Here is a 20629-nt window from a genome sequence, read left to right as displayed (position 1 = left end):
CTTTAAGCCCTTTTTTGTTTTTTTCTTGCTAATTTACTCATTCTTTCAACGACATCTTCTACTGTCATGCCGATTTCCTCTAAAAGCTCTTTTACGCTGCCATGCTCGATAAATTTATCAGGTATGCCCATCCTGTCAATTTCAGCATGATGAAAGCCTTTTTCATTTGCGTATTCAAGTACCGCACTTCCAAAACCGCCCTGAAGGACAGCTTCTTCTATCGTCAGGATTGGCATATTTACCGCGAACAGATCCTTCAGCAATTTCTCATCGAGCGGCTTAATAAACCTTGCATTAACCACTTTAATGGAATATCCTTGCTTTTCCAATAGTGAGGCAGCTTTTAAAGCCATAGGAATAGTTGTGCCGAAGGTTAGAATGGCTGCGTCATTTCCTTCTCGCAGAACTTCCCAGGTACCGATTGAAATCGTTTTAAGCTCGTCATCCATTGGCACCCCAATGCCATTTCCCCGCGGAAACCGCATTGCGATTGGGCCATCATTATATTCAATAGCCGTTTTAACCATGTGCTGGCCTTCATTTTCATCTTTCGGCATCATTAGAACCATGTTCGGCAAATGCCTTAAGAATGCTATATCAAAGACTCCCTGATGGGTTTCCCCATCCGCACCAACAAGTCCTGCGCGATCTATCCCAATAAATACATTCAGATTTTGACGCGCGATATCATGTACGACCTGATCATAGGCACGCTGCAGAAAGGTGGAATAGATAGCAAGGAACGGCTTCATATCTTGCGTTGCCAGCCCAGCAGCAACAGTGGCTGCATGTTGTTCTGCAATCCCTACATCATACATGCGATCAGGGAACTCTCCAGCAAAGCCCTCCAGCTTTGATCCAACTGGCATTGCAGGGGTAATGGCCACGATTCTTTCATCATTTCTTGCCAGCTTCCTGACTGTCTCGCTGACAAGCTTGCTCCAGGCAGGGGGTGGTGCACTGGCAGGTTTTACAAAATCCCCTGTTTCCATTTTATATGGGCCAGTACCATGCCAAGTTCCAATTCGATCGCTTTCGGCAGGCTGATAGCCTTTGCCTTTTTTCGTAATTACATGGAGAAGGACCGGTCCCTCAGTCTTCTTCGCATAAGCCAAATTCTCAAATAAATCCTCATAATTATGACCATCCACTGGCCCCAGATATGTAAAGCCCAATTCCTCGAAGAACATTCCCGAAACAAATAAATATTTCAGACTATCCTTTAGCCTCTCAGCAGTAGAAGCTAATTTCCCCCCCACTGCAGGCACTTTCTTTAAAAAATACTCAAGTTCATCTTTTACCCAATTATATTTGCCAGCTGTCCTTAGTCTTCCCAGGACATTGTGCAATGCTCCAACATTTGGGGCAATCGACATTTCATTATCATTTAAAATAACAATCATATTCTTCTTTTCATGGCCAATATGGTTTAAAGCTTCTAAAGCCATTCCACCGGTTAATGCTCCGTCTCCAATTACTGGAATTACATAATTATTCTCTTTTTTCAAGTCTCTTGCGATGGCCATTCCCATTGCTGCAGATAAGGATGTGGAGCTATGCCCCGTTTCCCAAACATCATGCTCGCTTTCAACCATTTTAGGGAAGCCGCAAAGACCTCTGTATTGCCTTAATGTATCAAATTGGCATGCACGGCCAGTCAATATTTTATGAACATAGGATTGGTGTCCGACGTCCCAAATAATTTTATCCTTGGGGCTGTCAAAGCATTTATGAAGTGCTATAGTTAGTTCCACGACACCCAGGTTGGGGCCGATATGCCCACCGGTACCCGATAGCTTTTCAATCAGGAATTCCCGAATATCCTGGCTCAGATTTTCAAGTTCCTTATTAGAGAGCCCCTTTAAAAAGGAAGGGTCTTTAATTGATAACAGATCCATTCTGTGGACCACTCACTTTCGTCTCTTATTCGTCCGTTGTTTAAATTTCATTTTTTTCTTGTCTTTTATTATAACAATATGGAATTTATCCTCAAGAAAATGCAGAACTTTCCCTACCTGGAAGATAATATCTTTAGAGTACCTTATTGCTAGCGATTTTCCAAATGCCTTTCCACCAACGGTCATCGCAGCAATAATGCTTGTTATGATAACCGAAGAAGCATATTCAAATAGGCTGCTGTCATTCACCTGAAATGAGACAGTTAACTGCACAATAACAATTGCAGCCGCTGAACCGCTGATAATGCCAGAAATATCACCAATTACATCATTGCAAAAACTGGCGAACCGGTCGGCATTTCTAACAATGCGAATCGAATGCCTGGCTCCAAAAACTTTATTTGAAGCCATAGAATGAAAAGGCACCTCATCTGCAGCAGTGGCAGCAATTCCTATCATATCAAAAAAAATGCCGATTAAAACAATAAATCCAACAACAATCAGCCCAATTCCCCATGATACACCGTTCAATATGGAGTTTGAAATAATTGAAAAAAGAGCCGCTAGCACAAAAGTGATAACGGCAATACTGAAGCTCCATTTAATCGAATTCCGCAGCAACTCTCTCATTTCTGTAAAACTTCCTTTTTGATCTAGAATGAAAAAGAGGCGGAGCTCGCCGGTTTTTCGGGAAATGAATTCCGCTCGTTCAGCTTCAGCAAGAGCTTCGCCTCTTTATTTGTGCTTATTATGCTATAACCACACGGAAACCTGTCAATAAAAACACATATATATGTACGAGAGGGGCAAACCCCTCAAAAACCCAAAAAGTGGATGGCCATACAAAGGGTTAAGATTGCGGCTTAGGTCCAGTAGGTTTTCCCAAGCGAATACCGGATGTCGCCATACCGGCGGTTTCCCTTTAAATCCGCCTTAGCCGTGTCGCCACCAGCTAGACTGGATTGCCACTTAGTCCGCACTAAAATCCCCTTTATATGTCATTGGAACAGTCTAGGAGATTTCCTCGGCAGCCTTTAACCATTTCCCTAGCCTCTTTTGCAAAGAAGATTTCATACAGGCGAAAAAGCATATATCAATGGCCAACTGATGTATGCCCTTATAACTGTAATCCCCTCTATCTTCACTCAAGGCAGGCTACGCTGCTAGTGATCTCCCATTGGACCACATTGCAGGTTCATAACCCGAGACTTCAGTGCTTACGCTTCCGCTGCAGCACGGCCTTCGGGGCCTCCGCGGTGAAAGGGTCAACGCCCACATGCCTTTGCAGATCGCCCTTACACCTTACACCCTGAATCGACCCAAGGCTGGGCGCCTCAAGCCAAAACAAGGAACTTCATCGATGTGCCCTTTAGTGGATTTTTAGCCCCACCTTCAGGAATGGTAGACCGACTAGAATACTGCACCATCCATATATACCTATTATACCATATTTGCGATTGTGCAACAATCGGCCTGCCCAGCCTCTTAATGATCCCTGCTGGCTACTAAATCGGTTATCGCCTCAAGCAGTTCCGTATTTAATCCTGTTTCTTTCAATTTTCCCTTGGCAGATTTTATGTGACGATCGAGTGCATCTTTGGCTCCCTCCATTGAAAGAAGGGAAGGGTAGGTACTTTTATTTTTTGACTCATCGCTGCCAATAGGCTTTCCAATCTTCTCTTCTGTGCCTTCAAGATCGAGAATATCATCTCTGATTTGAAAAGCCAGTCCCAAATGGTATGCAAAATCAGATAATGCTTGCATGGTTTTCTGACTGGATTTTGCCAAAATTGCACCTGACACAACACTGCACTTCAAGAGCTTGCCTGTTTTGTGCAAGTGGATGTATTCAAATATTTCCAAAGACAATTGCTGCCCTTCACCATTAATATCTGCTACTTGTCCTCCAACCATTCCCTCTGCTCCTGAAGCTTTAGACAGTTCCTTAATTAACGAAAGTTTTATCTCAGCTGAAGCAAATTCGTCCGGCGTTTCGGTAACTAACTGGAAGCTATATGTCAGCAGGGCATCTCCAGCCAGAATAGCAAAGGCTTCTCCAAAGATTTTATGATTCGTTGGCTTTCCTCGCCTCAAATCATCATCATCCATGCTCGGGAGGTCATCATGTATAAGCGAATATGTATGGACCATCTCAATTGCTGCTGCCGTCCACAAACCTTTAACCGTATCCTCCTCAAATGCAGCCAATGTTGCGAATAACAGCAATGGCCTGATGCGCTTGCCTCCTGCCTCAAGAGAATAAAGCATTGATTCTTTTACCGCTGAAGGAGCATTCAATTTGTTAACGCTCTCCTTTAGCTGATTTTCCAGCATTTGTTTATGATGGTCAGAAAAAGAAACCAAGGATTGTTGCAGCAATGTTATTCCTCCTCAGGAATGGCGAAGTTTTCTTTTCGGCCATCCTCCGCCAGTATTTCCGTAAGCTGTGATTCAACATTTTTCAATTTGTCATGGCATAGTTTTGAAAGCTCCATGCCCTGCTTGTAAATATTAATTGCTTCTTCAAGGGGGACATCCCCTTCTTCAAGCTTTTCGACAATAACCTCAAGCTGGTCCATAGCCTCTTCAAATGTAAGCTTTTTCTCATCCGCCATTCGATTCACTCCTCAATATCCGTTACCCGGCAATTAATCGTACCATCTGAAACTTTAACCTTTATTTGGTCATTCACATTAATTTGAGTTACGGTCTTTATTAACTTTTCTTTTTCTGTATATGCAAGGCTGTATCCTCTATCCATAATTTTAAGAGGACTCAGGGCTTCTAATGTAGACACAGCCCTCGCAAAGTCTTTTTCCTTGGCTGTCACAATATTGCCCAAAGCTCTATTAAGAAGCTTATGCAGCCTGTCATGCTTCTCCTTGGCCTGCTCCTTCAACTGTCCGGGATGGCTGCGGTGCAATCGTTTCTGTAAAGCGTCTGCTTGTTCAAGTTTTAAATCATGCAGCCTTTTGGAACCCCTGACAAGCTGTTCTGTCAGTTTATCAAGCTGCTCCAATTTCTGTTCATACAGCTTTTGAGGGTATCGAAACGCATAAGACTTATGTACTCTTTTAAGCCTTTCATTCTGAAGGGCAGCTTGTTCTTTCATTGCTCTTATTAACCGCGATTGCCTATTGAATAGCCTCTCTGTTAAATCGTCAATATGAGGGACCGCCATTTCAGCTGCTCCCGTAGGTGTAGGTGCCCTTAAGTCGGCCACAAAGTCGGCAATCGTAAAGTCTGTTTCATGTCCAACAGCTGATATAATAGGAATTTCAGAATGAAAGATTGCCCTTGCCACCGGCTCTTCATTAAAAGCCCAAAGCTCTTCAATGGAGCCGCCTCCACGCCCAATAATTAAGACATCGGCCTCTCGGGAAGCATTTGCCATTTGAATCGCTCTCACAATGGATGGCGCAGCCTGGTTTCCTTGAACAAGTGCAGGGTAGATAAGTATATTTGCAATTGGATAGCGCCTTTTAATTGTCGTTAGTATATCCCTTATAGCCGCTCCTGTTGGGGAGGTAACAACAGCTACAGTTTTTGGATAACGCGGGATTGCTATTTTATTGCTTCTTGAAAACAGGCCTTCATTTTCAAGCTTTTCTTTCAGCTGTTCGTAGGCAAGATAAAGTTCCCCAACCCCATCCGGCTGCATTTCTTTTATATAAATTTGATATTGCCCGCTTGGTTCGTAGACAGAAATTTCACCCCGGGCCAAGACTTTCATGCCATTCTCTGGCCTGAATTTCATTGTTCGGGCATTTCCTGCAAACATCACAGCCAGTATTCGGGCTTTTTCATCCTTCAATGTAAAATACATATGGCCGCTGGAATGCTGTTTGAAGTTTGATATTTCTCCCTTAACCATAATATTTTGCAAATGAGGATCAGCATCAAATTTTCTTTTTATGTACTTAGTTAAAGCGTTGACTGTTAGATACTGCTGTTCCTTCATAACAATCTCCTTTTTTGCCGAAGACGCCAATTGGGCATCCAAAGCAAGAACTATTAACCGCATAGACAGCAAAAAACTGCCCTTCCACTTATAATTAAGTCTTTAGGACTGCGTGCATTCGCACACAAAACCAAAGTCCTTAATATAGCATAATGGAAATGGACAGATTTTGCACCTGTATTGGAAGTTGTCAAAAATACAATTAACGTTTACTTTGGACTGACCTTGCTGCTTTTAAAGTGTTATACATGAGCATAGTGATCGTCATCGGGCCTACTCCGCCAGGGACCGGTGTTATATAACCAGCTTTTTCTTTAACGCCGTCGAAATCAACATCACCGCACAGCTTTCCTTCACGATTTCGATTCATGCCAACATCTATGATAATTGCACCTTTTTTCACATGGTCTTCCGTAATTAACCCGGCCTTTCCCACAGCCGCCACTAGAATATCTGCTCTTCTCGTATGCTCCTTTAAATCAGCTGTCTTGGAATGGCAGTAGGTAACCGTAGCATTTTTATTTAAAAACAACTGCCCTGAAGGCTTTCCAACTATATTACTTCGGCCGACAACTACCACATGCTTGCCGGCAATATCAGATCCGATATAATCCAGCATCTCCATAATCCCAAATGGAGTACAAGGGACTAAGGCCTCTTGGCCGGTCATCATTCTGCCAATATTTATTGGATGGAAGCCATCCACATCCTTATCGGGCGTAATTGTTTCAATAATGACCTTTTCATCAATATGGCCAGGAAGCGGCAATTGGACAAGTATTCCGTGTATATCCGGATCTCCATTTAACTCTTTGATTTTCCTTTTAAGCTCCCCTTCGCTGACTTCTTTCGGAAGTTCAATCAGCAAGGAATACATCCCCAGTTTATTGCATGTTTTTTGTTTATTGGACACATAGGTTTTTGAAGCCGGATTATCTCCCACTAAAATAACTGCAAGGCCTGGCGTAATTCCTTCTGCCTTCAGCTTTTGAACTTCCTCTCCTATGGAATCCTGTTTTACTCTTGCAATCTCTTTGCCGTCAATTATTTTTGCAGCCATTATTTATCCCCCTATTAGGACAGCGGAAGCGCCTAATGATAAGGAACGCCGGCATGTTTTCAATATGGCGCCGGCGCCAGCACATCCTGTGCAAGTCCGAACTAAATACTATTAAAGCTGTTCTTTCACCTTGGAAAGCACACCATTTATAAACTTGCTTGACTGTTCGTCGCCATATAATTTTGCAATTTCAATTGCCTCATCCAGCACTACATTTGCTGGAACATCCTCACTAAGATACAGGAGTTCAAACACTGATAATCGCAAAAGGTTGCGGTCCACTGTAGCAAGCCTTTCCAAAGTCCATTTTTCAAGATGTTTTTTTATCTCTGCATCAATTGTTTCCTTATACTGCGAAACACCTGATACAAGTTTGCTTAAATACTCATCATTTGGTGCGCCTTCTAAAACATGTTCAATGGCAGACTCCGGTTCCGCCTGGCTTACATCGATTTGAAATAAAGCCTGCAATGCTTTCTCTCTGGCTGTTCTTCTCTTCATCTTTATCTTTAACTCCTTTATGGCTAGCTTGATGGGGTTTCATTTTGGCTATTTTCGCAAACTTTGTTGCTTTTTAATCAAGTAGAGAGGCGTGGTTGATTTCCTCTTCAGGATGCTCAGCGAACCGCGGGGCGGGCGGTGAGCCTCAACGGCGATCAGCGCCTGTGGGGTCTCACCTGTCCCACTCCTCCCGCTGGAGCTTCGCACCTTACTCTCCAATCAACCAACCTTATTTTTTTCAATTTTCCTATTCAACAACTACAATCTTATAGAAAATAACCTTCATTTTTGAGCATATACACGTCCAAAAATAACATAACAAGATAATAGCACAAGTAAGGGATATTCGCACTAAGCAATAACAATTATGTCCATTTCATGTCCTTTTTTTACTTACAGGGTTACTCCGTTAAAAAAGCCTTTGCGATATAAAAGTTATTTTCCCTTTAAAAAATTTCTTTATAACCATCTTGGGATGAAGAGAAAAAAACCAGAAAAGCCAAAGACTTTGTCAGATGTCTTTGGCTTGGTGAAAGATTATTACATTTCCTGTTCGTATTCAACCTCATGCTTTTGGTTTTCAAACGAGATCCCCACTACATGGATATTTACTTCCTGGACATCAAGGGCTGTCATATTCAAAAGCGCCTGGCGGATATTGTCCTGAATTTTTTGAGCAACACTAGGAATAGATACGCCAAACTTCATCAGACAATATACATCAACCTTGATTCCTTCTTCAGTTAATTCAACTTTAACCCCTTTACCATGGTTCTTTTTGCCGAGCCTCTCAACTACACCTGTAGCGAAATTGCCGCGCATCTGCGCAACTCCTTCCACTTCAGATGCAGCAATGCCGGCTATAACCTCAATTACTTCCGGGGCAATTTCAACCTTGCCAAGGCCGGAGTTTTCATGGCTCATTTCAAGAATGTTATTTTCACTCATAATGGCACCTCCATCAATCTCTAGAATTCATTACATCATGCAATTCCAGGAATTTCGTGTTAAACTGCCCTTCCACAAATTTTTCATGGCTGAGAAGCTTTAGATGGAATGGAATTGTCGTATGTACACCTTCAACAACAAACTCACTTAAAGCTCTCTTCATTCGGGAAATGGCTTCTTCTCTAGTATTGCCGTACGTAATCACTTTTGCAATCATGGAATCGTAATATGGCGGAATCATATAGCCAGGATATGCAGCAGAATCGACACGGACACCCAACCCGCCCGGCGGAAGATACATATTGATTTTGCCTGCAGAAGGCATAAAGTTCTTTTCAGCATTTTCCGCATTAATGCGGCATTCAATCGACCAGCCGTTAAAAGTAACATCTTTCTGGGTGATATTAAGCTTTTCACCTGAAGCAACTTTAATCTGCTCTTTAATCAAATCGACCCCAGTAACCATTTCGGTAACAGGATGCTCCACCTGGATGCGTGTATTCATTTCCATAAAGTAGAATCGGCGTTTTTGGTAATCATAGATAAATTCTATCGTGCCAGCGCCTGTATAATCAACTGCTTTGGCTGCTTTTACAGCAGCAGTGCCCATCTCTTCACGAGTTTCCCCATCAAGGGCAGGTGAAGGAGTTTCCTCCAAAAGCTTTTGCAAACGCCTCTGGATGGAACAATCCCTTTCTCCCAGATGAATGGTGTTCCCATAATTATCTGCTAGCACCTGGATCTCAACATGGCGGAAGTCCTCTATATATTTTTCAATATATACGCCAGGGTTTCCGAATGCCGTTAAGGCCTCCTGCTGAGTAATGGTGATTCCCTTAATCAGCTCCTGCTCAGTGCGCGCAACACGAATTCCTTTGCCGCCCCCCCGGCAGTAGCTTTTATTATTACAGGATATTCAATCTTCTCAGCAAGCTGAATGGCATCTTCCACATCTTTAATAATTCCGTTTGAACCGGGAACAATCGGAACTCCCGCTTCTTTCATTGTTTCCCTCGCAATATCCTTCGTACCCATTTTGCTGATGGCTTCAGGTGTCGGACCGACAAAAATGATATTGCATTCCCTGCACAGCTCGGCAAAGTCAGCATTTTCTGCCAGGAATCCGTACCCTGGATGGATTGCGTCACAGCCCGTAAGCTTTGCAACACTAATGATATTGGTAAAATTCAAATAGCTGTCCTTTGATGCAGTCGGGCCAATGCAATAAGCCTCATCCGCAAGCTGAACATGCAGTGCTTCCCTGTCAGCCTCTGAAAAAACGGCTACAGATTCTATTCCCATTTCGCGCGCTGCGCGGATGATGCGAACAGCTATCTCTCCTCTGTTAGCAATCAAGAGTTTTTTTATCATTCCGTAACCGCTCCTTATTCAGGCTTTACTAAAAATAGAGGCTGGCCATACTCTACTAACTGGCCGTCCTTAACTAGCACTTCTACAATTTCTCCATTGACTTCAGCTTCAATTTCATTAAACAGTTTCATTGCTTCCACTATGCAGACAATAGAGTCTTTAGTAACTTTAGAACCTGCTTTAACATATGCATCCGCGTCAGGGGAAGAAGACTTATAGAAAGTCCCAACCATCGGGGATACAATTTTATGTAGGTCTGCGTCAGCTGCTTTCGCCTGAGGTGCAGGCTCCTTTGCAGGTGCTTCAGATTTAGGCTCTTCCACTTTTACAGCTGCAGCCTGAACAGGCTGCGGAGCAGGTGCAGGAGGAACTGCAGCTGGCTGAACTTGCTGCACGACAGCTGCTTCATTAACTTTTTTCTTCATTTTAATTTTTGAGCCTTCATGCTCGTAAACGAATTCATCAATATTTGAATCATTAACAAGTTTGATTAATTCTCGTATTTCCTGTACTTTCAACATTTTGGCACCCCTTGTTTTCTCACTGCTTTCCATTCCCTCTTTCTCCTATTGAAAACTGGCATTGGAAGAATAGAGAAAGAAAGAATTGGAATGTTCCGCATGATTTAATTATGACTAGATACTAATATCATACGATAAGACCTTATCAAAGTTCAACATCGTATTGTGTACTGTATAATTTTTTCTCCATTCCACCTCTAAAACCATTTTAATATTTCTAGAAATTTTTGTGAAATGTTACGAAGGATTTTGGCGAAAAATCGTGAAAAACTGATCTTTAAGAGGACTAAAGTACCAGAGAGGATCTGTGTAATATGAAAACAATAGATAAAATAAAGGAAGAAGATCTTATAAGCAAAAATTCGCTTGTGGTGAAGGCTGCTTTAATAAGCGTTATATTGGCAGCCCTCGTAGATATAGCCTTAAAAAAAGATATGGCTGTTATCCTATCTATTATTATTGCCGGTGGAATCGATTAATAAAGCCCATTTTTCGATGGAACACCTGGTTAATCTTCAAAAATAGCCTGATAACATTTATAAAAACTAAAAGGTGCCCGCAAGTTATTCCGCGGGCACCCTTTTTAGTTCTGTTTACTTGGCAATTTGGAATTCAACCGCAACTGCTTCAAGCTGTCCAATTTCATTTCTTACTTCCTGAATGATATTGTTTGCAGCAGAAGGCGAATGATCTTTAGCTTTTACTGTAATTTGAACTTTTTTTCCATCAGCGCGAACGAGGACATCTTCGTAATCCATTGCTCTGATTAACGTTTCAAGCATTGCTTCTTTTTGGGCTATTTCATTTAATTCATCGATTTGATCCTTTGCTTTCATTCTTTCTTCAGCAGGAAGATCTGTCTGTCCCAACACTGTTGTAAGTTCTTCTTTCATGCGGCTGCGCTCGTCATCGAGCTGAAGGCGAAGAGTTTCGAACATTTCATCGCTGGCTGTGTTTGTAATAATGGCTTTGCCATCTTCACTCTCAACTGCTTCCATTTCGCCATTTGCCTTCTCCTCCATTGCAGCTAGATCATTTCCTTTTTGCTCAGGAGATGTAACATAATACACGGATAACACAACCACCAAACTTAGCATTGTTAATAACCAGACCGTTTGTTTCTTTAAAAGCATCTATTATTCCCCCTTAGTTTTTTTAGGCATTACAGAAACTCTGTGGCTTGGTACATCAAGCGCTCTTGTAACTGCCTCAATAATCCATTTTTTCACTTGTATATTTTCAGCTCCCTTTGCAACCACCAGTACACCTCTGATTTCAGGTTTCTTGGTTTCTATTACAATTGGAACCTCTTTCTCGCCATTTCGTACAATCACAAGCTGCTCCTCCTGTGACTGGTCCTCTACCTTTCTTTTGCCACCTTCCCGATCTATTTCATCGGTTGTTTGTTTTTGGGTCGTTTTGTTTTTTTCAAGGACTTTCTTCTCTGTTGCATCCACATTGACGACAACCGTGGCATCATCAACACCCACTATCGCATCAAGGGCCTCTTTTATTTGTGCTTCATATGCCTTTTCATAATTGGCAATTTTGTCATTTCCCCCGGATTGTTTCTGGCCGAACACAGGCACCTCTTCCTCCTGCTTCGCCTCATCCCCGTTTTTAAAAACGGACATGTCTTCAGTGGAAGCATTCTCTTTAAACAGCGTGTTGCTGATCAGCATGATAGCTGCGCCAAAGAGGAGAACAAGAAGCAAGTATTGGTATTTTCCAGCTTTTTTATCGGGCTGCCCGTCTTTGGAGAGTAATTTTCTTAACCATGTGAAAGGACCTTTTTCATTATCCATCCCTATCCATATTCCCCCCTTCTACCAGTACTTCGATTGATTTTGCGTCTACATTCCATTTTTGTGCGAGAAGAGAAGCGACTTTTTTTGCCTCATCATCATGTTCAGCCCTGCTGGATGGAAGAGGTTCCCCGGTATTTATTTCCACTTTTTTGACCGCTTCTACAGCTTCAGCTTCTGCATCTTTTGCTTTTAATTGGATCATGACCTTATGCAGGTTATCCGGGAAGGCTTGATCACTGCTTTCATCTACTAAAATATCAATGTTAGCAATTTCCAGACCGTACTGTTCCATCAACTCCTCTTCTGCGTCCTGTTTCATGTGGACAGCCATTTGTTCTAAAATATATGCATCACTTGAGGCTTGTATTTCTTTTTTCTTCAATTCTATTAAATTTTCCATATTTTTTTCACCTGACGCCTCAAAAACAGGCACCGATACAAAAGCTTCTTCAAAATCGCTTGATATAAGTTTTAAAATTGGAGTAAGAATAATTGCGATGAGCAGAAGCCCTGTCACCATTTTTGTATATTTCTGCAGCTTTGAGCTCGGAAGGAGCATATCAATGACAGTGGCCAGCAGAACAAATAATATGATATTCGTTATCCATTCCTTTATAAAATCCACTTCATCCCCCCCTATCTGACCATCATGGTCAAATTCCCGGCTGCAATAATGACAGTAATACTAAGGAAAAACATCAAGGATACAATGGCCAAAGCGGCAAAAACGTAAATAACACTTTTGCTGATAATATCCAGGCAGGATATTATCGGACCTCCTCCCAAAGGCTGCAAAATGGCAGCAGCGAATTTATATATAAACGCAATCATTAGTATTTTGATTGCCGGAAAAGCTGCTATGATCAGGAGGATCGCTACACCTGCTATGCCTACTGTATTCTTTAAAAGAACAGAGGCGCTGATTACAGTATCTGTAGCATCGGTAAACATTCTTCCGATAACCGGAATAAAATTGCCTGTGATAAACTTTGCTGTACGAATTGTAATTCCATCGGTAACTGCGGCGGAGGCTCCCTGTACTGAGATGACTCCTAAAAACACTGTCAGGAACATGCCGAGAAGCCCTATACTCCAGTTTCGGAGCAGATTGGCAAGCTGGGTCACCTTGTAATGCTCCGAAAGGGTGCTGACAATGCTTAGCAATGCTGATAAAAATAGAAGCGGAAGGATGACATATTGAATAAACAAGCCGCTGACATTCATTAAAAATAAAATCACGGGGTGAAAAAAAGCAGCTGATACCACTCCTCCGGACGAAGCAATTAGAGCTAGCAGCAGTGGAATAAGTGCCATTATGAAGGAAACCATCGTTGAAATTGTTTCTTGTGTGTAGTCAATCGCTACATGAAAGCTATTAAGGGCAATAATGATTAATACCATAAACACAATTGCATACGCCGCTTTGCTGACTGTGCTTTTTTCAAACGAATTTTGCAGAGACTGCAGAAACATGCTGAACACCGTCAGCAAAATTAATGTGCCGAGCAATTTTCCGTTTACAATAAACTCATGAAATACAAACTTCATTGCGCCGGTACCCCATTCTTTAAGTGAGAATTCCTTATCCCCCTTAATGAATTCGTAGAGGCTCCCTTTTTGGCTTTCCGGCAAAAAACCTCCATACTCTGTCGTAATTTCTTCCCAAAAGCCTTTTAGTTCATCCAGATCAAGGGATTCCACCTGTGACTCCACTAAATCCTGGGGGGAAATCGTTTCATCTATTTCGCTGGTCTTTGGTGAGGCTTGTACAAATGGTGCGAGTAAAAAAAATAGGATTATGTTGGACAATAGAATTTTCTGCATCTTTTGCTTCATTTTTTCACCTCTTTTATAAGACCCTATCGTGCAGCTTTACCAGCATAAGGGGGGGCTTGTCCTGCATACCAGGCCTGCCCAGGTTGATTGGCCGGCCAGCTCCATTTAACTTGGAATCATCTGAATGATGGTTTCAATCAATACAGTCAGAATTGGGATGGCCATTGCCAGGATCAGGATTTTTCCGCCCATTTCGATTTTTGCCGCAATAGCCCCCTGTCCTGCATCTTTCGTAATTTGAGCAGCAAATTCAGCAATATAAGCAATCCCAATTATTTTTAAAATCGTTTCTACATATACAATGTTGACCTTTGCATTTATAGCAATCTTTTCAATCATGTGGATAATAGCGTATATCTGGTCGACCAGAAACAGGAAAATGGCACAGCCTACAAACACAATCAGTAAAAAGGCAAAATTAGGTTTTTGTTCTTTCACAATCAGTGCAAGGAACGTTGCAACAAGAGAGAATCCGGCTATTTGAAGAATTTCAATGGCTAAGCCCCCCTTTAGCTCTGGAATAAGAACACTGATTTTATTTTTTGGAATAGGTTATCTACAATAGATGCAACCATGAATAAAATATAAATAAAGCCGAAAAGCGTAACCCACTGTGCATATTCCTTTTTTCCGACCTGATCCAAAATCGTATGCAAAAAGGCTACTACGATCCCAACACCCGCAATTTTGAATATGATATCAACCTCTAACCCCATCCTTCTCTCCTCCTAAGCTCTGTCCATAGTCCGGCAGCCAATAGCTGATGCCCGCAACACCTACATTAATAAAATGATTAAAAGCAGTCCCGATAAAAATCCGAGGCTTTTGACCATTCTTTCGTATTTCACTTGCTTATCATGCGCATCTGCTTCTTCCCGTTCCAGATGTGAAAGGGTAAGCATAATCTGCTTTTGCTGCGAGAGCCGGTCATGCCGCCCAAGTGTTTCTCCAAATTGCTTCATAATTTCGAATTCACCTTGTTTAAAAGCGGTCAATTTCCATATTTCTTTTAAGCTTTGTTCCCAGGCATCCTTGACAGTTGTCTCAGAGTCAGTCAATTTTTTAGCAAAAGATTCGAAAAACCATGATAATGGCTTAGGCAACTGGGCAGAAAGCCTTCTGGCTGCTTCATGAAGCGGTGTGTGGCCGTACATAATTTCAGCCTCAAGGGACTGCAGGGCCGATTTCAGCTGGCGCAGCTGACGTGGCCGTTCAGTCAGATGTCTCGAAGCTTCAAATCCTGCCCAAGTTGTCGCGATTATAATAAATACAGCTCCAATTAGCTTCATCATTTAGGTCACTCTCACTTCTTGCAGGAGTTCCTTGCCTGAAGCATCCTTAATACAAGTAATGCTGCCTGGTCCGTCCCTCCTGCTGAGTTCAATAAACCGCTGAAAAATCCCCATATCCAAAACTGCTTTTAAAGTGGGCCGTTTCTTAATTTCTTCCAGCGAGTTTCCATGTGTGGTCATAATCAGTTTGATTCCGGCATTTACTGCCTCCATTATGGCTTCCGCATCTTCCTGCCTTCCAATTTCATCAACGACTAACACCTCTGGGCTCATGGAACGGATCATCATCATCATCCCCTCTGCCTTCGGGCACGCATCAAGGACATCAATTCTGTGTCCAAATGACATTTGCGGAATTCCATTTACACAGCCTGCGATTTCAGAACGTTCATCAATAATCCCCACCTTGCTCGCCTGAAAGGTCCCATCCGGGTCCCCGGATGATATAATTCTCGCTATATCTCTCAGCAATGTGGTTTTACCTGTTTGCGGCGGTCCGATAATCATTGTGTGCTGCCAGCCTTCCTGATAGATGCGCGGAATCAGCTTTTGGGCAATCCCGATTTTTTCTCTGGCAATTCTTATATTAAAAGAAGAGATATCCCTGATTGCCTTTACTTTTCCTTCTTCAAGAATCACTTTCCCGGCGAGTCCGACACGATGGCCCCCTTCAATTGTGATATAGCCCCTTTTCAATTCTTCTTCGAGAGTATAAATGGAAAAATGGCTTATTTTATTCAACAAATGGACCGCATCCTCCGAATCAACAATGTAGGGAAGAAAATGAGGCATACCCTTCGTAGTCAATTCGAGCGGCCTGTTAATACGGACTCTTATTTCTTCCATATCCTTCAAAAAATGTGGAGGGATTTGCTTTAGCTTCTCAGAAATTTTTTTCGGCAAAAAGGCTATAATCGTTTCCATATTTGCTCCTCCATTTTTAATATTTCGTGTCGGACTAGCTTCTCATTATTTAAAATGTATGCCTGCAACAAAACATTATGACTTTGATTTGCTGGCTCTCCCATTTTCTTTGGGACGAGTTTACTTAATGGCTGTTTTCACATACTTTTTTGCTTTTTCAATCCAATTTTGTTGATTTCCGTTTCAGGTGCTCAGCGGGCTGCGGGCAGTCTCAGGAGCCTCCTCAGCGCTTTGCGCTTGCTGGGGTCTCCTTCAACATGCTTCTCCCGCAGGAATCGAGCACCTTCCACTCCAATCAGTAACTACTCTAATTTAGATAACTATAAGCAAATTTTAAAATTGTCCAATCGGAGTAAAAAATTTGCTTTTCCAAAAAATAAGCCTATGCAAAATTAAAAAAGGCTGGTGTCAATATATGAAATCAAAATGGATATGCCTTATGATAATCATTCAAATCGCGGTGTTTGCTTGTTACCCTTCTCAGGGGCTCGCTCGGCCTGCAAATTCGGAAGAACCTCGAAATGTCATTCTGATGATTGGAGATGGTATGGGAGTCGGGCAAATTGAGATTGCGAGGGAAATGGAGTACGGGAAAAACGGTCGGCTGTTCCTGGAGACCCTTCCTCACACTGCACTTGTGCATACCTTTTCTGCCAATAACCTGGTAACCGATTCCGCTGCAGGCGGAACGGCGTTGGCGATTGGCAAAAAAACCAATAATGAAATGATTGGAGTCACTCCGGATGGAGTTGAATCAGACAGCATATTGGATTTATTTAAAAAGAACGGAAAGAAAACAGGAGTTATTTCTACAAATACGGTTACAGATGCAACCCCTGCTGCTTTTACCGCAAGTGTCCCCAACAGGTGGTCAGGACAGGAGGAAATAGCCCGTCAGCAGCTGAACAATGAAGTGGATGTGCTCATGGGGGGAGGAAGAACCTATTATAGTCCGGAAAAACAGAATGGAAAAGATTTAATTAAGGAAGCCATTCAAATGGGTTATACCTATGCAAGCAATCGGGATGAACTGATGCAAGCAAAGGGAAATAAGCTGCTCGGTTTGTTCAATAATAGTTATATGAATTTTAAACTGGATCGGCTTCTAATTGGGAGCAAAGAACCGAGTTTAAAAGAAATGACTGAAAAAGCAGTCGCTGTGTTGTCAAAAGGGAAAAATGGTTTTTTCCTAATGGCAGAAGGAGCGAGGATTGACCATGCTTCTCACGCAGGCGATATTACAAGCATATGGAAAGAAACAATCGAATTTGATAAAGCTGTAAAATATGCGGTTGAATGGGCTAAAAATGACGGAGAGACACTCGTACTTGTCGTGGCCGACCATGAAACAATGGGAATTTCTGCCTCAGAGCCGCTGGATATACACCATCTGAAGAAAATTAAAGCTACCCCTCAATATATGGTCAGCCAGTTTGTGAAGGATCAAAATTCTAGATCTTACAGGGGTTCCAGCATCAAAGAGGTTCTAAAGAAATACGCCAATATTGATCTAACTGATAAGGAAATTGCAGCTTTTAATGACCATTTGCTAAACTCCGACAATAAAGTATATCCTCAATACTTGGCAGCCTGGGAGATTGGAAGCCTGATTGCGGAAAGAAACAACGGGGGAATCATTGCAAACAAAGTTAGATCTTTAAGCTCCACTGGAGGTCATACAGGCAATATGATTCCTTTATTTGCATATGGCAAAGGAAGTGAGGTTTTTTCAGGCGTCCTTGATAACACCGATATTCCTAAAAAAATTGCATCATTGATGAGATACAAATGGGAATAATGCCTGGCTGGAAATTTAATGCGTATTTTATCCCCTTATCCGCCGTACATTCTAGAGAGATCTTAAATTTTGAAAGCGGGGAGAGCATTTCATGTATTATCAGCAGCCATTCGTCCGCCATTCATCTCATTCTGCCAGCCAGGCCAGATCCAAACCCAATATCATGAGAGTTTCAGGCGAAGGGAAAATAGCAGTCCAGCCAAGCCAATCCATAGTAACACTCGGAGTTTCAACTGAAGACCAAGTGCTGCAGAAAGCACAGGAGAATAATGCACAGGCAATTGCTAACATTAAAAACGCTTTAAATAACATTGGAATACTGGATCAACAAATTCGCACAGCCGACTTTTCGATTTTTCCGCAATATGATTTTGTGGATGGGAAACAGGTTTTTCGCGGTTACAAAGTGGAGCATGTGCTTGGCATTACTGTAGATAATATCGAAAATACTGGCCTTGTTGTCGATACGGCAGTGAACAGCGGTGCCAATCTTGTCAGGGGGATTACTTTTGAAATGGAAAGCCAAAGTTTTTACTATCAGCAGGCATTGACCTTGGCTGTTGCGGATGCTTATAAAAAGGCCGAAACGATTGCGGCTGCCTTAAGAGTCCAATTAGTCGGGACACCTTTATCAGTTACTGAGGGTGCTTTTGACTTTGAAAGGCCTGTTCCCTACCAGCCTGCAGCTTTTGTTAAAAGTGAAGTGAGTACCCCCATTCAACCGGGAACAATTGATATAACGAGCCGAGTGACTGCAGAATTTATGTATTACAGCTAGGATGAATTCGACTTATAATTCTCTTCAATATGAAGATAATAAGAGTCTGAACGACAATACGTAAAAAGAGAGGTCCTTTAATATGAATGAAGAATTGGGAGAATTTTTAAAAAACCAGAAAAAAGGGGACAGGGCCTATCTTGGCGGAACACGAGATAACCAAAAAGCGCCTACTTCCGTCCCTGAATATAATAACCGCAATGACACCGATATATCACCTGGAGCGGAAGGCAGGAAATATAAAGGATAAACAAAAAATCCCGAGAAACTCGGGATTTTTTTTCTAATTATTATGCACGTGACACATAAGAACCGTCAGTTGTATTGATGATAAGCTTGTCTCCTTCATTAATAAAGAAAGGAACTTGTACAGTAAGGCCTGTTTCAAGAGTAGCAGGCTTTGTTCCGCCTGAAGCTGTATCCCCTTTAATGCCTGGCTCCGTTTCAGTTACTGTCAGCTCAACAGAGTTCGGAAGCTCGATTCCTAGAGATTCTCCATGGTAAAGCATGATTGCAACTTCCATATTTTCCTTTAAAAACTTCAATTCGTATTCAATTGAAGCAGCAGGCAATTCAATTTGCTCATAAGATTCATTGTCCATAAACACGTGCTGATCCCCATTCGCATATAGATATTGCATTTTGCGGTTGTCAATTTGCGCTTTGGCAACTTTTTCACCGGCACGGAATGTTTTTTCCTGAATGGCACCTGTGCGAAGGTTACGTAACTTGGAGCGGACAAATGCCGCACCTTTTCCTGGCTTAACATGCTGGAAATCCATTACGCGCCAAATGCCGTTATCAACTTCAATTGTTAATCCCGTACGAAAATCATTTACTGAAATCATGAATATGTCCTCCTAAAGTTCAATTAAAGAATAATCAATTCTTTGGTAGAATGAGTAAGCGTTTCATTATGATCCTTTGTAATTAATGTATCATCCTCAATGCGGACTCCGCCAAGACCCGGTATGTAAATGCCCGGCTCAACTGTTACAACCATGCCAGGTTCAAGAATGACATCGGATTTAAACGACAGCCCTGGTCCTTCGTGCACTTCCAATCCAATGCCATGGCCAGTAGAGTGGCCAAAATATTCTCCATAGCCTTTATCGGAAATATAGTCCCGAGTTAAAGCATCTGCTTCTTTTCCGCTCATACCCGGTTTGATGCCTTCCATTCCCCGCTCCTGGGCTTCAAGCACAATATCATAAATTTCTTTCAGTTTATCTTCAGGCTTCCCTACTGCTACTGTACGGGTAATATCTGAAACATAGCCATTATAGTAAGCGCCGAAATCCAGAGTGACGAAATCTCCTTTTTCGATCACCTTATCGCTTGCAACTCCATGCGGAAGGGCAGAGCGGTGTCCGGATGCTACGATAATATCAAACGAAGATGAAGCTGCACCCGCTTTTCTCATAAAAAACTCTAATTCATTCGATACTTCCAGCTCGGTAACTCCTGGACGAATGACATCTAGAATATGTTTAAATGCAGCATCTGCTATGTCAGCTGCCACCTTTATTATCTTAATCTCTGATTCGGTCTTAATCAAGCGTAACTTTTCAATTGTCCCGGAAACAGGAACAAGTTCTGCTTCAACCGCTTTTTCATAGGTTTTAAAAGCGGAAAAAGTTAAATGGTCCTCTTCAAATCCCAGCTTCTTAATCCCAAGTTGTTTCACCTGTTCTGCCACTTCTTCAGGAATGGCTCCGGTATGCTTAACAATCTCATAGCCTTCACATTGTTTTGCAGCCTGCTCAGTATAGCGGAAGTCAGTGATAAATAACGCTTTCTCTTCACTGATTAAAACTGCACCTGCTGACCCGGTAAAACCTGTCATATAACGGCGGTTATAACTGCTTGTAATCAACATTCCATCTATGCCTGATTGCTCGAAGCTTGATCGCAGCTTTTGTATTTTATCCAT

23 protein-coding genes and 1 pseudogene are annotated in these 20629 nt (G+C 42.1%); 4 read left to right on the top strand and 20 right to left on the bottom strand.

Annotation, left to right across the window (positions count from 1 at the left end; translation table 11 throughout):
* Positions 1-2 precede the first annotated feature (2 nt).
* The 10 genes and pseudogenes from dxs to accB form a co-directional block, all read right to left on the bottom strand.
* Positions 3-1898, bottom strand: coding sequence for a 1-deoxy-D-xylulose-5-phosphate synthase (gene dxs, locus AC3ZVC_RS11375; protein ID WP_490068522.1), 1896 nt, complete (start codon positions 1896-1898; stop codon positions 3-5).
* Positions 1899-1910: 12 nt separating this feature from the next.
* A complete protein-coding gene (locus AC3ZVC_RS11370; protein ID WP_490068521.1) occupies positions 1911-2528 on the bottom strand; it encodes a hypothetical protein in 618 nt (205 codons plus the stop codon).
* A gap of 855 nt (positions 2529-3383) precedes the next feature.
* Positions 3384-4274, bottom strand: a complete 891-nt coding sequence (locus AC3ZVC_RS11365; protein WP_490068908.1) for a polyprenyl synthetase family protein — start codon at positions 4272-4274, stop codon at positions 3384-3386.
* A 5-nt stretch (positions 4275-4279) separates the two neighbouring features.
* Positions 4280-4513 (bottom strand): exodeoxyribonuclease VII small subunit, encoded by a 234-nt coding sequence (locus AC3ZVC_RS11360; protein ID WP_490068520.1) that lies wholly within the window; start codon positions 4511-4513, stop codon positions 4280-4282.
* Positions 4514-4518: 5 nt separating this feature from the next.
* A complete protein-coding gene (gene xseA, locus AC3ZVC_RS11355) occupies positions 4519-5859 on the bottom strand; it encodes an exodeoxyribonuclease VII large subunit (protein WP_490068907.1) in 1341 nt (446 codons plus the stop codon).
* Between the two features lie 202 nt (positions 5860-6061).
* Positions 6062-6919 carry a bifunctional methylenetetrahydrofolate dehydrogenase/methenyltetrahydrofolate cyclohydrolase FolD gene (folD, locus tag AC3ZVC_RS11350; RefSeq protein WP_490068519.1) on the bottom strand — a complete coding sequence of 286 codons (858 nt, stop codon included), beginning with the start codon at positions 6917-6919 and terminating at the stop codon, positions 6062-6064.
* 111 nt (positions 6920-7030) lie between these two features.
* Positions 7031-7420, bottom strand: a complete 390-nt coding sequence (gene nusB / locus AC3ZVC_RS11345) for a transcription antitermination factor NusB (protein ID WP_490068518.1) — start codon at positions 7418-7420, stop codon at positions 7031-7033.
* 540 nt (positions 7421-7960) lie between these two features.
* Positions 7961-8368 carry an Asp23/Gls24 family envelope stress response protein gene (locus AC3ZVC_RS11340; protein WP_490068517.1) on the bottom strand — a complete coding sequence of 136 codons (408 nt, stop codon included), beginning with the start codon at positions 8366-8368 and terminating at the stop codon, positions 7961-7963.
* A 13-nt stretch (positions 8369-8381) separates the two neighbouring features.
* A pseudogene (gene accC / locus AC3ZVC_RS11335) lies at positions 8382-9739 on the bottom strand (acetyl-CoA carboxylase biotin carboxylase subunit).
* 14 nt (positions 9740-9753) lie between these two features.
* Complete coding sequence (gene accB, locus AC3ZVC_RS11330) at positions 9754-10260, bottom strand: acetyl-CoA carboxylase biotin carboxyl carrier protein (RefSeq protein WP_490068906.1); 507 nt, start codon at positions 10258-10260, stop codon at positions 9754-9756.
* A gap of 314 nt (positions 10261-10574) precedes the next feature.
* Between accB and AC3ZVC_RS11325 the strand changes: the two genes are divergently transcribed.
* Positions 10575-10739 carry a hypothetical protein gene (locus AC3ZVC_RS11325; protein ID WP_490068515.1) on the top strand — a complete coding sequence of 55 codons (165 nt, stop codon included), beginning with the start codon at positions 10575-10577 and terminating at the stop codon, positions 10737-10739.
* Between the two features lie 114 nt (positions 10740-10853).
* On the opposite strand, the gene AC3ZVC_RS11320 is transcribed toward AC3ZVC_RS11325, so the two are convergent.
* The 8 genes from AC3ZVC_RS11320 to spoIIIAA form a co-directional block, all read right to left on the bottom strand.
* Positions 10854-11393 carry a SpoIIIAH-like family protein gene (locus AC3ZVC_RS11320; RefSeq protein ID WP_490068514.1) on the bottom strand — a complete coding sequence of 180 codons (540 nt, stop codon included), beginning with the start codon at positions 11391-11393 and terminating at the stop codon, positions 10854-10856.
* A gap of 3 nt (positions 11394-11396) precedes the next feature.
* Positions 11397-12065 carry a stage III sporulation protein AG gene (spoIIIAG, locus tag AC3ZVC_RS11315; RefSeq protein WP_490068513.1) on the bottom strand — a complete coding sequence of 223 codons (669 nt, stop codon included), beginning with the start codon at positions 12063-12065 and terminating at the stop codon, positions 11397-11399.
* Positions 12058-12693 (bottom strand): stage III sporulation protein AF, encoded by a 636-nt coding sequence (gene spoIIIAF / locus AC3ZVC_RS11310; protein ID WP_490068512.1) that lies wholly within the window; start codon positions 12691-12693, stop codon positions 12058-12060. The genes spoIIIAG and spoIIIAF overlap by 8 nt, the downstream gene beginning before the upstream one ends.
* Before the next feature lie 11 nt (positions 12694-12704).
* On the bottom strand, positions 12705-13904 hold the full coding sequence (spoIIIAE, locus tag AC3ZVC_RS11305) for a stage III sporulation protein AE (RefSeq protein WP_490068510.1): 1200 nt from the start codon (positions 13902-13904) through the stop codon (positions 12705-12707).
* A gap of 105 nt (positions 13905-14009) precedes the next feature.
* On the bottom strand, positions 14010-14426 hold the full coding sequence (spoIIIAD, locus tag AC3ZVC_RS11300; protein WP_490068905.1) for a stage III sporulation protein AD: 417 nt from the start codon (positions 14424-14426) through the stop codon (positions 14010-14012).
* Positions 14414-14620, bottom strand: a complete 207-nt coding sequence (gene spoIIIAC / locus AC3ZVC_RS11295) for a stage III sporulation protein AC (RefSeq protein ID WP_110064378.1) — start codon at positions 14618-14620, stop codon at positions 14414-14416. The genes spoIIIAD and spoIIIAC overlap by 13 nt, the downstream gene beginning before the upstream one ends.
* A gap of 60 nt (positions 14621-14680) precedes the next feature.
* Positions 14681-15196, bottom strand: coding sequence for a stage III sporulation protein SpoIIIAB (gene spoIIIAB, locus AC3ZVC_RS11290; RefSeq protein WP_490068508.1), 516 nt, complete (start codon positions 15194-15196; stop codon positions 14681-14683).
* Positions 15197-16120, bottom strand: a complete 924-nt coding sequence (spoIIIAA, locus tag AC3ZVC_RS11285) for a stage III sporulation protein AA (RefSeq protein ID WP_490068507.1) — start codon at positions 16118-16120, stop codon at positions 15197-15199. It abuts the gene before it with no gap.
* Positions 16121-16559: 439 nt separating this feature from the next.
* Here spoIIIAA and AC3ZVC_RS11280 point away from each other — a divergent pair, with 439 nt between their 5' ends.
* The 3 genes from AC3ZVC_RS11280 (at position 16560) to AC3ZVC_RS11270 (ending at position 18946) form a co-directional block, all read left to right on the top strand.
* Positions 16560-17918, top strand: coding sequence for an alkaline phosphatase (locus AC3ZVC_RS11280; RefSeq protein ID WP_490068505.1), 1359 nt, complete (start codon positions 16560-16562; stop codon positions 17916-17918).
* Positions 17919-18009: 91 nt separating this feature from the next.
* Complete coding sequence (locus AC3ZVC_RS11275) at positions 18010-18696, top strand: SIMPL domain-containing protein (RefSeq protein ID WP_490068504.1); 687 nt, start codon at positions 18010-18012, stop codon at positions 18694-18696.
* A gap of 82 nt (positions 18697-18778) precedes the next feature.
* Positions 18779-18946, top strand: coding sequence for a hypothetical protein (locus AC3ZVC_RS11270; protein ID WP_490068503.1), 168 nt, complete (start codon positions 18779-18781; stop codon positions 18944-18946).
* A gap of 40 nt (positions 18947-18986) precedes the next feature.
* Here AC3ZVC_RS11270 and efp read toward each other — a convergent pair whose 3' ends face one another.
* Positions 18987-19544, bottom strand: coding sequence for an elongation factor P (efp, locus tag AC3ZVC_RS11265; protein ID WP_214722956.1), 558 nt, complete (start codon positions 19542-19544; stop codon positions 18987-18989).
* A gap of 23 nt (positions 19545-19567) precedes the next feature.
* Entirely contained in the window at positions 19568-20629 is a 1062-nt protein-coding gene (locus tag AC3ZVC_RS11260) for a M24 family metallopeptidase (protein ID WP_490068502.1), read from the bottom strand.

Source organism: Cytobacillus sp. C11.1 (assembly GCF_058145115.1).
This window is presented reverse-complemented; position numbering and strand designations above follow the sequence as displayed.

Bases quoted from the DNA above. Each gene is read 5' to 3' on its own strand.
- dxs (WP_490068522.1), bottom strand. From the start codon at position 1,898: ATGGATCTGTTATCAATTAAAGACCCTTCCTTTTTAAAGGGGCTCTCT.
- AC3ZVC_RS11370 (WP_490068521.1), bottom strand. From the start codon at position 2,528: ATGAGAGAGTTGCTGCGGAATTCGATTAAATGGAGCTTCAGTATTGCC.
- AC3ZVC_RS11360 (WP_490068520.1), bottom strand. From the start codon at position 4,513: ATGGCGGATGAGAAAAAGCTTACATTTGAAGAGGCTATGGACCAGCTT.
- xseA (WP_490068907.1), bottom strand. From the start codon at position 5,859: ATGAAGGAACAGCAGTATCTAACAGTCAACGCTTTAACTAAGTACATA.
- folD (WP_490068519.1), bottom strand. From the start codon at position 6,919: ATGGCTGCAAAAATAATTGACGGCAAAGAGATTGCAAGAGTAAAACAG.
- nusB (WP_490068518.1), bottom strand. From the start codon at position 7,420: ATGAAGAGAAGAACAGCCAGAGAGAAAGCATTGCAGGCTTTATTTCAA.
- AC3ZVC_RS11340 (WP_490068517.1), bottom strand. From the start codon at position 8,368: ATGAGTGAAAATAACATTCTTGAAATGAGCCATGAAAACTCCGGCCTT.
- accB (WP_490068906.1), bottom strand. From the start codon at position 10,260: ATGTTGAAAGTACAGGAAATACGAGAATTAATCAAACTTGTTAATGAT.
- AC3ZVC_RS11325 (WP_490068515.1), top strand. From the start codon at position 10,575: ATGAAAACAATAGATAAAATAAAGGAAGAAGATCTTATAAGCAAAAAT.
- AC3ZVC_RS11320 (WP_490068514.1), bottom strand. From the start codon at position 11,393: ATGCTTTTAAAGAAACAAACGGTCTGGTTATTAACAATGCTAAGTTTG.
- spoIIIAG (WP_490068513.1), bottom strand. From the start codon at position 12,065: ATGGATAATGAAAAAGGTCCTTTCACATGGTTAAGAAAATTACTCTCC.
- spoIIIAE (WP_490068510.1), bottom strand. From the start codon at position 13,904: ATGAAGCAAAAGATGCAGAAAATTCTATTGTCCAACATAATCCTATTT.
- spoIIIAC (WP_110064378.1), bottom strand. From the start codon at position 14,620: ATGGGGTTAGAGGTTGATATCATATTCAAAATTGCGGGTGTTGGGATC.
- spoIIIAB (WP_490068508.1), bottom strand. From the start codon at position 15,196: ATGATGAAGCTAATTGGAGCTGTATTTATTATAATCGCGACAACTTGG.
- spoIIIAA (WP_490068507.1), bottom strand. From the start codon at position 16,120: ATGGAAACGATTATAGCCTTTTTGCCGAAAAAAATTTCTGAGAAGCTA.
- AC3ZVC_RS11280 (WP_490068505.1), top strand. From the start codon at position 16,560: ATGATAATCATTCAAATCGCGGTGTTTGCTTGTTACCCTTCTCAGGGG.
- AC3ZVC_RS11275 (WP_490068504.1), top strand. From the start codon at position 18,010: ATGTATTATCAGCAGCCATTCGTCCGCCATTCATCTCATTCTGCCAGC.
- AC3ZVC_RS11270 (WP_490068503.1), top strand. From the start codon at position 18,779: ATGAATGAAGAATTGGGAGAATTTTTAAAAAACCAGAAAAAAGGGGAC.
- efp (WP_214722956.1), bottom strand. From the start codon at position 19,544: ATGATTTCAGTAAATGATTTTCGTACGGGATTAACAATTGAAGTTGAT.
- AC3ZVC_RS11260 (WP_490068502.1), bottom strand. From the start codon at position 20,629: ATGGATAAAATACAAAAGCTGCGATCAAGCTTCGAGCAATCAGGCATA.